Origin of the sequence: Pseudomonas sichuanensis (genome assembly GCF_003231305.1) — a bacterium.
Lineage (GTDB): Bacteria > Pseudomonadota > Gammaproteobacteria > Pseudomonadales > Pseudomonadaceae > Aquipseudomonas > Aquipseudomonas sichuanensis.
Map to the genome: position 1 here is coordinate 17793 of NZ_QKVM01000045.1, position 8964 is coordinate 26756.

Here is an 8964-nt window from a genome sequence, read left to right on the forward strand (position 1 = left end):
GGCAGCACCTCAGCGCTTGCTGGCGGGCCTGCACATGAAGCTACTGAGAAAGATGATACACGCCGGCCCCACCAGGAAACTCAAGCTGGTTCCCGGGCTGAGCATCGGCACCACAATCACCAGTGCGTACATGCCTATTCCCGCCCACAGCCGCCGACGGGGCGTGAGCCAGGCTCTAAACTTTTCCAATCTTTTGCCCATTGCCACATTCCCTATTTGGTAGGCCAAAGTATTCAGCTCCAAAACAAAACTGAAACGGCGCGACTGCAATTACCGCAAGGCACGATTCCTGGGCCATTTCCAATTTCCAGGCATCCTTCTTGTTGATGAGGGCAATCTACCATTGCAGCGCCACAGCACAAGAATCTCGCGACTCAAGGATAAACGTCAGCCAGCCGCTGCCGATACAGCAAGACCCGCCTCAACACGTGCATGCTCGAAATGCCTCACTCATGACGAACGCCCAAGCCAAGTCCTGCGCCACTCATTTTTACCAGTGTACTTCGCGACTGTAGCGCGCCGCTGCTACGAACTTATCTACGAGCGCAACTTCAAGTAACCCCAAGCCCGGTCAGTTCCCGCGCCGTACTCATTCGCTACTTACCACAACACGGAGCACCTGATGGAAGTCTCAAGGACGTCCCTTCTGATGAAACGCATAGGGGCGTACATCATCGACTACGGAGCAATTGTTCTTCTCGGCCTGTGGCTTGCCAAGCAAGAACGTCTGTTGTTCGCAGGGTTTGAACTGGTCTTTGTCTACCTCTTCCTGTACCCGCTATGGGAATGGCTTCTTAAAGGCAGGACACCGGGGAAGCTTGTATTTGGGCTGACCGTCATCAACGGAGCAGGCGACCCACCTACGCTTGTACAAGCCCTGATTCGAGGACTCACCAGACACATCGAGGCTCCGCTAGGGATCATAACGATCTTCATCTATGCGCAGTCCGCACGATGCCAACGAGTCGGTGACATGCTCTCCAAAACCTATGTCATACCGACCAAGGATCTAGCTCTGCTCCGCGCAACGATGCAAGCATCAACCCTTTGACATGGCATGCAACCCAAGCCCGGCCCAGCGCCGGGCTTTACGTTGGCCACTTGCCGACAATCGCCCCAAGCATCACTTCCATTTGGTCTACCCTTACCCCTTCCAACCACTCACGCGAAGGGTGCCGAGATGCCCGAGAATGAGAAGCGGAGGTTTGCCGAGGCGCTGGAGCACTGGGCAGAGGCTGTTGATGCGATCCGCGCTCGAGAACGTGCCGAGGCCATTGCCTGGGTTGAGGAGCTGAAGAAGGCGCATCTCACGCGGGAATTTCATGCCAGTGACCTGGGCAGGCACCACGCTTGGAAGCATCGCGGCGAGGGGTGAGCGCCTGATGCGAAAAGCCCAGCACGGGACTGAGCGACTGACTTAGGGCACTCGAAAGAAGGAATCAGCGCGCGGGTTTACCGCCGGGTCGACGCCGTCAGCCCCACCAAGTAATGCGCTGATGCGGAAACGATGCCTAATTATGCGGAAATGATCGGCTTTTTCGACCCGCAAAGAAAAACCCCGCAGACGTTAATCTGCGGGGCTTTCGAATATGGAGGCCGAGGTCGGAATCGAACCGGCGTAGACGGATTTGCAATCCGTTATCCACCCCAGTAATTTCGCGACCTACAGCCTGTATGCCCCGTAACTACTGGCGCGCACCATCATTTTCACTCAGGAACATTCATGGCTATTTGGGACATTCGGTGTCCCAGGATTGTCCCCCGGTCAGCGTCCCAGTACAGCAAGCTGAACAACGTCGCCCGATGCCGCCGGCTCGAACGGGCCGGAGGTCAGCAGCAGCGTACCCCGCGAACGCTTGCCGGTAACGGTGACACCGGTCAGCGAAGCGGCCCCGGCCACGGCAGCGAACATCTGGTCGCCGACAAAGCGGGTCATCGGCAGAACAAGCGGAACCTCGGTGTAGGTCTTGGCGAACGTTGCATTCGCGGTGCCGCCCGCCCCCAGGGTGACGGTGATCACCTCCCATTTCATTGGCGCAGCCAGCGCGGCAACGGCCTGGCCGGCAGCAGTGGCCGCAGCCTGGGCATTGGCAGCAGTGGCTGTCGCCGAGTTCGCCGCCGACAATGCGTTGCTCGCATTGGTGCTGGCGGTGGCCAGCCCGGTGTTCAGCGTGCCGACGGCAGATTGCAGAAGGCTGACCGCGCTGTTCGTGTCGGCCAGGTCAACGGCTCTCGCCGCAGTTGGGATAAGGCTGACGTCGAACTGGAGCGGGAACGGCATCCCCATCTCGTCCAGAATCACCAGTTTGGTTACGTCGGTATGCCAGAAAACGCCGCAGTACATGGTGCTACTCCTGTTCAGGTGGTATCCACAGCTCGGTTTGTCGCTTGCCGGCCAGGCGCAGAGCGGCCAGCAGCTTGTCGCGGGTAACGGTGATAACGGTGTTGTCATGAAGCACCCACGGGGTTTCCTGGCCATCCTCAAGCGCCAGGATCGCCCGGGCCATGCGGTTCTGGCTGGCTTCGTTGCCATCGAAGACCTGGCCGTCCAGCTCCACAGTGATCGCCGCCACCGCCTTGCGGCGCTCCTCTTTAAAGTCCTCGCGCTCGATTACCGGCAGTCGTGCGGCCCATGCCGCTTCCAGCTGCTCCCAGGTCGGCTGTGGGCGCTCGTCTTCCCAGCGCAACGCCTCGTACTGCTCACGGGTGTTGTCGGTGAGGCTGCCGCCACGGCATGCGGCCGGCACCAAGTCCTCAAGAGCCAGTGCTACGTCCATCATGCGAGCCTCCAGAACTTGGCCTGTGTGTAGATCTCGGTGGTCCCCAGGTTTGCAGCGGCGCCGAAGCCATTGGTTGCCCTGGTGGTGCCCACGTTGTGCTGGATTTCGAAGACCTTGGTTGCGGCAATCGTGAACTCCCCACCGATAACTGAATCTGTCATAGCGTTCAGTCCGCTGGACACAGAGAAACCGCTACTTCCGGTATCAACGTCGGCAGCGTCCGTGATGTTGCGTAATCGGATCTGATGTGCCCCGACACCAATGGCTGGGGCCCTCGCATCGAACCGATAAGTGCCGGCCGGAAGAGTGATCTGGTTCGATGCAACGGAGGATCCTGGAATGCGGTTCACACGGACGCTATTCAGGTCGCGGGTGGTCCAGGTCGCAGCCGTGGCCGTGCCACCTGCTGTGTTCGTTGCCTTCCGGTCCTCAACGTGCAGGAAGGTGTTGGCGAATGAGCCGGCGCGGGAGTTCTGAAAATCAGCCGTCAGAGTGGCAAGAGCAGAGGCAAGCGCCACAACATCCACCGCTCCAGGGTTGGTGACCGCGCCAAACAGTTTGATGATCCAGCAGCCTACAACGTGCGTAGGGAATGTTTCGCTACCTGTGCGCGCCACTCGCGAAGAGTCAAACCCGACACGGATGTTATCCAGGCTGGACGCTGTTCCAATCCAGTTATTTGTTGCCGCGACCGCTCTCGTGAAGACTCCATTGGTAGTGTCCGGCCTGGCCTGCACACCCCCGATATCTCCGGTGATCAATTGCATCTGATCCTGACGGATGGACCCGGTGGAAAAGCCAACAGCGCCATCCCCTCGCACCATCAGTGGGGCAATCGATCCTGCGGTCTTGCCGTTGTAGTCAGGTACACGAAACGTTGTGGATCCGTCACCTGCTGTGTACTTACCGCGCTCGGCCGGCGTGCTGTTCCACGCTGCATCCGTTGCAGTCGGCATGTTTCCCGCGTTGATTGCGGCCCAGGCATCTGGAAACGCTGTACGACTCAGCGCCTGGCCATCACCTGGAACGTACCCATTCGGGATTGCTGCTCGAGTGCCAGGCCACCACGACACCTGAAACATCGGCACCGCAGCACCAACCACTGACGCCGCGCTGGCAGCTGCCGAACTGGCGGATGTGCTGGCTGACGACGCCGATCCAGCCGCAGCTGACGCAGAGGCGGCGGCAGCCTGGGCGGAAGCCAGCGCCAGTGCTGGCTGCTCTTCCAGCTGCTGTAGGGTGAGGGTCGAGACAATCGGGTCGCCGACAGAGTTGAAGGCAAGAACTCGTAGTGCCCTGGCCGCCTTCAGCGGAATCGGGGGAATCCCTTCCGGCTCGAGCGGGCTGACGGTGAGTGCACGAGAGGTTCCACCACTCAGCTGCTTGACCGCCAGCCATAACCGGTCTAGGTCCCGGTTGACGGTGCTGGCCATGAAGTCGCCGAGCTCCTGGTAGTCGTTCAGGCGCTGGAAAGGAATGTTCTGCTGGAACAGCAGGTCACCTGTCGGCGCTACAGAAAACGTGCAGGTGCTGGTCGGGTTGCCAATCCCGGTCAGGGTGAAGCCGGAAGTCACAAGCACCCCGTCCAGGGTGATCTGTAGGTCTGCGGCGTCGAGCACAAGGAACGGGATGGGATACACGGTGGCCACGCCGCTGGCGACGTAGCGTTTGAAGGTTGGTCCGGCTGGTACAGACATGGCGCGCCCCTTTGACTCGCGGGCTCAGTAGTCCACCTGCACCTCGTGCACGCCCGCATTGGTGCGCCAATCGTCCCGCCGTACCTCTGTCGGTTTCCCGACTATCCGCCCTATGCGTACCGGGGTTTGTGCGATTGCGCCGGCGCCGGAGTCGAGGAAGTCATCGGCCTGATCTTTCACAGCCGGGTTGAAGTCGCGCATCTGGTCCCAGAGCGGGCCGCGCACCACATCGACATGCGCCCACAGGAAGCGGGCCGACAGCGGAGACTCCAGGGCATCCAAGATGCGCTTCTGCTTGTTGGTGCTGCTGTGTTCCTCACCTACCCCACAGCCCGTGCCTTTCAGGGCCTGACGCAGGATGGTGGGGACGAAGCCGCCCGGACCGTTCGTTTCCACCACCACCCTGGGGATCTGGTACTTGATGACCATCTCGCGCACCTGGTGGACCTGGCCTCCGGTGATCTTTCCGGTGCGCTCGTCGAAGGTGGCGATCTCGCCTTCGAGCGCCTTGCAGACCTGCCAGTAGAGCTGGCCACGATCATCGGTCAGGATCAGCGAGAAGGCCGATGCGTCCGACTTCACTTTGCCCAGTGAGCAATCCCAGTAGGCAGCGGCGCCCACAATCTGCACCGGCCCCAGGTACATGGCGCAGGCGCCGTTGGCGTAGCGGATGACCGGCTCCATGTCGTACGGGATCATGCGAGCCGGGTCCAGGCGCACTTCGGTCACCGGCTTGCTATGCAGCTGGTACTGGCTGTCCCATTCGTTGATCGTGCGGGTTTTGCGCCGGCGCTTCTGCAGCTCGGTCATGCTGAACCGCTCAGGCCAAGCACTGCCGGCATAGCAGTCGATCAACGTTCCAGGCGGATCCATGAAGGCAATGCCGGCCTTGGTCAGCTGGTAGTCCTTGCCGGGCTGCAGCACCCGCGCCAACTTCCCGATACCCGAGAACACCACCTCCGGCACAAACGGGATGGCGTAGGCCGCATCCTTTGCCTGCTCGATGCGGAACTCCTGGGCGAACATGCGAATGGTCAGGCAGTCAGCGCCCATGGCCTCCATCTCGTCGTAGAGGCTGTCATGGGTGTGCGGCGTGCCGATGTATAGCTGACTTCCGCCAGGTACCAGGATGTGCGTCTGCTCGCCAAGGCGATATCGCAGCTTCTCCCGCGCCTCGGGCGTCTGGATATTCTTCGGCACCTCCACATCGTCGTTCTGGCACTCGTCGGCACGGGCAGATGTGACGTTCGACAGGATGCCGCGTGCGTACATGGACGAGTTCCGGAAGTCAGCGGCGCCCTCGACCCACCACTGCTCTACTTGGCCCTTGTTGGGCGGCAGCATGTGGCGGGTCAGCGGGTGGTTGCGGATGACGTTCTGGGTGTCGCGACTGGTTTTGTAGGCGGTGCCGTCCGACTCGGACTGGTGCAGGATGCGGAACGTGGGGTCGCGGTAGTACCGCCAGGCGTTGTAGATGGCCAGAATGGTGGACTTGCCGAAGCCACGGAAACAGCGCAGCACCGCCAGCTCACCCTTGGATTCCAGCCACAGAACAGCCCTGATGTGGATATCAGGGACTGCCCACTTCCGGCGATTTGCCCAGATTAGGAAGAAGACCAGAAATCCTACTTTCGCTGCGGGCTTCTCGGGCTCAGTGGACATTACCGTTTCGCTGCATCCGCTCGATGATGGCCTGAGCCTCGCGCTCGGCGGCCGCCAGCTCGCCGTCCAGTTCATCAACGGCAGCACCAGCGTCCGGCGCCGGCTTCTGGCGGTTCAGCAGGCCGGCGATGTTCACCGCCTTGAGCAGCAGCGTCATGGTCGCGGCAGCATTCTTCTTGGCCCAGTACCTGTTGCCTCGCTCCTCCTGGGTCAGCTCGGCAGGCAGCTTGCCGGCCCCCGGCCAGACGTGCGGGTCAAGCTCGGTAATCACCACCTCGCCCAGGCGCTCGGTCAGCGCCTGCAAGCGCACGATCTGGTCATCACGCATATCAGCGACCTCCTACTGCGGTGTTGAGGTTTGGCGCGCGCTCCGGCAGCGATTGGCCTGGCGACCACCAGAAGCCTTGGCCGAAGTCCGTCTTGGCCCGGCGCTTCATGCGTTGCAGGTAGCCGGGGGATAGCAGCTCTTGCATGTCATGGAAGACTGCGTGTTCGAATGCCGCCTTGGTGTACCAGCTGCGGATGAATGGGGTGTTCTGGTATCCGATGCGCAGGGCGTTGGCACCGACGTCCTTCGGCTCGGTGCCCTCCTTGAACACGCTGCCAGCGGTCAGGCCGATATCGGCCGCCGTGCCGTACACAGGCCCCAGAAGGCCGGTCAGGTTGGACTGCCCGCCACGGTTATCGCCGCCCAGGCCGGTGTTCATGATGTCGCCGAAGATGCCGACACCGCCGCCACGCAGCATGGCCTGCACCCAGAACTTGGGGTCATCCATGTTTCGAGGGTCGCGGCCGTTCATGATGTCCATGAGCTGGTTGGTCACTGCGCCAGCCATCAGCAGGCCGGTGAACAGGGATGCCGAGTAGGCCAGGCGCCCGCCCGTGCTCTCGATCTGCATGGCCCGTGCCCAGTGGCGCTCGAACATGGCCACGCCGAACGACTTGAACAGCGTCAGGTGGCGCAGGCTTTCGCCACCGATGGTGCCGGACTGGGTGTTCTGCCGCATGGTTGCGCGGGTCATAAGGCCTGGCAGGATCGAGGTGAACTCGGATTCGTTCTGGATGTAGCCCAGCAGCTTGCCGATAGCGTCGTTCTTCTGCTTGGCGCTGAACCCTTGCAGGCTGGCGATGGATTCAGGCGTCAGCATCTGCTGCCCGCGCCATTCCTCTGGCCTGGCTGCCTGCCACACATCCCAGTCTTCCTTGGTGATGCCGTAGCGCTCCAGGCGCGCTTGCAGCTTGGCGTCTGCGCCCCACGCCCCGCGGGTATCGGCTGCCATGCGCGACATGATCTGCACAGAGAATCCACGGCGCATCGCAGTGGTCCAGCCCTCCAGCAGTGTCATTTTCATGGTGGCGTTGGCCAGCTTGCTGGTCCAGCCGGCGGATAGGTTATCGGTGTGGAATGTCACCAGGTCGTTGGTGATGCTGTCCATGCCCAGCGACATGCGTGCGGCCTCGGCCCGGTAATCTGCCGAAACGCTCTTCACGGCGCTTACCAGGGTCTTGCCCAGGGGCAGCCCGTGGTAGGCGCTGGTGATCGCCAGCGATTGCAGGTCACCAACCACCGAAGCGATCAGCGTGGCCTGCAGCTTAGCGGCAACCATGAAGTTGCGGATACCCTGGTTGAATTCGGCGAACCTGGCATTGACCGGAACGCCAAGGGTTCCGTTCAGCACGTTCCAAACCATGTCCGGCGTAGCGCCGAACTCGGTACCAGAGAACCACCCATCACCGATACCGTCCTTCACCCGGGCGGTGTCCAGCAGCAGGCGGTAGGTCTGCGCCGAGTTGGGCCCGAACTGCTCAATCAGCACAGAGTCCTTGACCTGGGCGTGCACGGAGCCCTGCATAGCCTCGAAAACTGAGGTCGGCCCGAAGTCGCGCATGTACTCGAGGTAGGCGTCACCGTCGCGGAAATGGATATGCCGGTGGGCGTCGTCGAACTTGCCGGCCCGGCTTGCTCCCTGGCCGCTACCCGGCGTCATCTTGTTGAGCCCATCGGTGCGCAGGGTTTCGTGTGCAGCCAGCAGGAAGTCGGTTACCTGGGCGTCGGTCATCTGCGTACCGTCCTCGTTGAGGTAGCGGCGACGGTCCAGGCGATTCAGTACGAAGGATGCCCAAGCATCAGCTGTGGCGTTGCGGACCTTCACAAGGCTGTGCGGCTGCGGCAGCCAGCCATAGTCAAGCCGGCCGATCATGGCGCCTGCGGCGTTCATCCGCTCGCGCAGGGCGTCCATCTGTTCGCGCCAGGCCTTGGCTGCCTTGGCAGCCACCTGGTTGCCGGTGGCCTGCCCGAACACCTCATGAACGAAGTCGCGCTCGGCGACCTTGTTGGTGATCATGCCCAGGAATCGCGGAGCTGCCGCGTCAATCACATCCATGATCGAGCCGAACGCCCGGTTGCGCTCGCCCTTGATGCGGTTGTCGATCTGGCGCAGGCGCTCGAATAACGCCGTGGTGAACGGCTGCTTGCCGCCCAGTACGGCGGCGCGGTCAGCCTGGTTGGCAAGTTCGCGGGTTTGGGCCAGCAGGTTCAGCCCTTTGCGCTGGGCAGCCTTGTCGACGGATGCCATGTGATCAGCCATCGCGGCCTGGGCTGCGGCGAGCTGCCGATCTGCGGCGGTCATCGAGTTGAATCGGGTGGGGTCAGTGCGGGCAAGGTCGCGGACATGAAAGCTGATCTTGTCCTCGATGGCCTGGGCCTCGGCCTTCTTGAGCGGGCGGCCGATGGCCTGCTCGACCTCTTTGATGCACTGGGGGTTCATGGCCATGGGCTTGCTCCTTTGGGGATGGAGGCAAGCCTATGGCTTGGAGATAGACGG

Annotated in this window: 8 protein-coding genes; 2 read left to right on the top strand and 6 right to left on the bottom strand. The window is 61.8% G+C overall.

The features are described from left to right. Positions 1-649: 649 nt before the first annotated feature. Positions 650-1051, top strand: a complete 402-nt coding sequence (locus tag DM373_RS20880; RefSeq protein ID WP_244215106.1) for an RDD family protein — start codon at positions 650-652, stop codon at positions 1049-1051. A 129-nt stretch (positions 1052-1180) separates the two neighbouring features. After that, positions 1181-1375 carry a hypothetical protein gene (locus DM373_RS20885; protein ID WP_110995376.1) on the top strand — a complete coding sequence of 65 codons (195 nt, stop codon included), beginning with the start codon at positions 1181-1183 and terminating at the stop codon, positions 1373-1375. A 390-nt stretch (positions 1376-1765) separates the two neighbouring features. Here the strand turns inward: DM373_RS20885 and DM373_RS20895 are convergent, their stop codons facing one another. Genes DM373_RS20895 through DM373_RS20920 form a run of 6 tightly spaced genes read right to left on the bottom strand, consistent with a single transcriptional unit; the run spans position 1766 to position 8913 of the window. Further along, on the bottom strand, positions 1766-2344 hold the full coding sequence (locus DM373_RS20895; RefSeq protein WP_110995377.1) for a hypothetical protein: 579 nt from the start codon (positions 2342-2344) through the stop codon (positions 1766-1768). A gap of 4 nt (positions 2345-2348) precedes the next feature. Continuing rightward, the gene (locus tag DM373_RS20900; protein ID WP_110995378.1) at positions 2349-2780 is read right to left on the bottom strand and encodes a DUF4376 domain-containing protein; all 432 of its coding nucleotides are present in this window, start codon (positions 2778-2780) and stop codon (positions 2349-2351) included. Further along, positions 2777-4477, bottom strand: a complete 1701-nt coding sequence (locus tag DM373_RS20905; RefSeq protein WP_110995379.1) for a phage tail protein — start codon at positions 4475-4477, stop codon at positions 2777-2779. The genes DM373_RS20900 and DM373_RS20905 overlap by 4 nt, the downstream gene beginning before the upstream one ends. Positions 4478-4501: 24 nt before the next feature. Beyond that, complete coding sequence (gene terL, locus DM373_RS20910; protein WP_110995380.1) at positions 4502-6139, bottom strand: phage terminase large subunit; 1638 nt, start codon at positions 6137-6139, stop codon at positions 4502-4504. Beyond that, positions 6129-6467, bottom strand: a complete 339-nt coding sequence (locus tag DM373_RS20915) for a hypothetical protein (RefSeq protein WP_110995381.1) — start codon at positions 6465-6467, stop codon at positions 6129-6131. The genes terL and DM373_RS20915 overlap by 11 nt, the downstream gene beginning before the upstream one ends. Position 6468: 1 nt before the next feature. Beyond that, entirely contained in the window at positions 6469-8913 is a 2445-nt protein-coding gene (locus DM373_RS20920) for a hypothetical protein (RefSeq protein ID WP_110995382.1), read from the bottom strand. Positions 8914-8964: the final 51 nt, after the last annotated feature.

Excerpts from the sequence above, each read along its gene's own strand:
- DM373_RS20880 (WP_244215106.1), top strand. The coding sequence starts at position 650 with ATGAAACGCATAGGGGCGTACATCATCGACTACGGAGCAATTGTTCTT.
- DM373_RS20885 (WP_110995376.1), top strand. The coding sequence starts at position 1,181 with ATGCCCGAGAATGAGAAGCGGAGGTTTGCCGAGGCGCTGGAGCACTGG.
- DM373_RS20895 (WP_110995377.1), bottom strand. The coding sequence starts at position 2,344 with ATGTACTGCGGCGTTTTCTGGCATACCGACGTAACCAAACTGGTGATT.
- DM373_RS20900 (WP_110995378.1), bottom strand. The coding sequence starts at position 2,780 with ATGATGGACGTAGCACTGGCTCTTGAGGACTTGGTGCCGGCCGCATGC.
- DM373_RS20905 (WP_110995379.1), bottom strand. The coding sequence starts at position 4,477 with ATGTCTGTACCAGCCGGACCAACCTTCAAACGCTACGTCGCCAGCGGC.
- terL (WP_110995380.1), bottom strand. The coding sequence starts at position 6,139 with ATGTCCACTGAGCCCGAGAAGCCCGCAGCGAAAGTAGGATTTCTGGTC.
- DM373_RS20915 (WP_110995381.1), bottom strand. The coding sequence starts at position 6,467 with ATGCGTGATGACCAGATCGTGCGCTTGCAGGCGCTGACCGAGCGCCTG.
- DM373_RS20920 (WP_110995382.1), bottom strand. The coding sequence starts at position 8,913 with ATGGCCATGAACCCCCAGTGCATCAAAGAGGTCGAGCAGGCCATCGGC.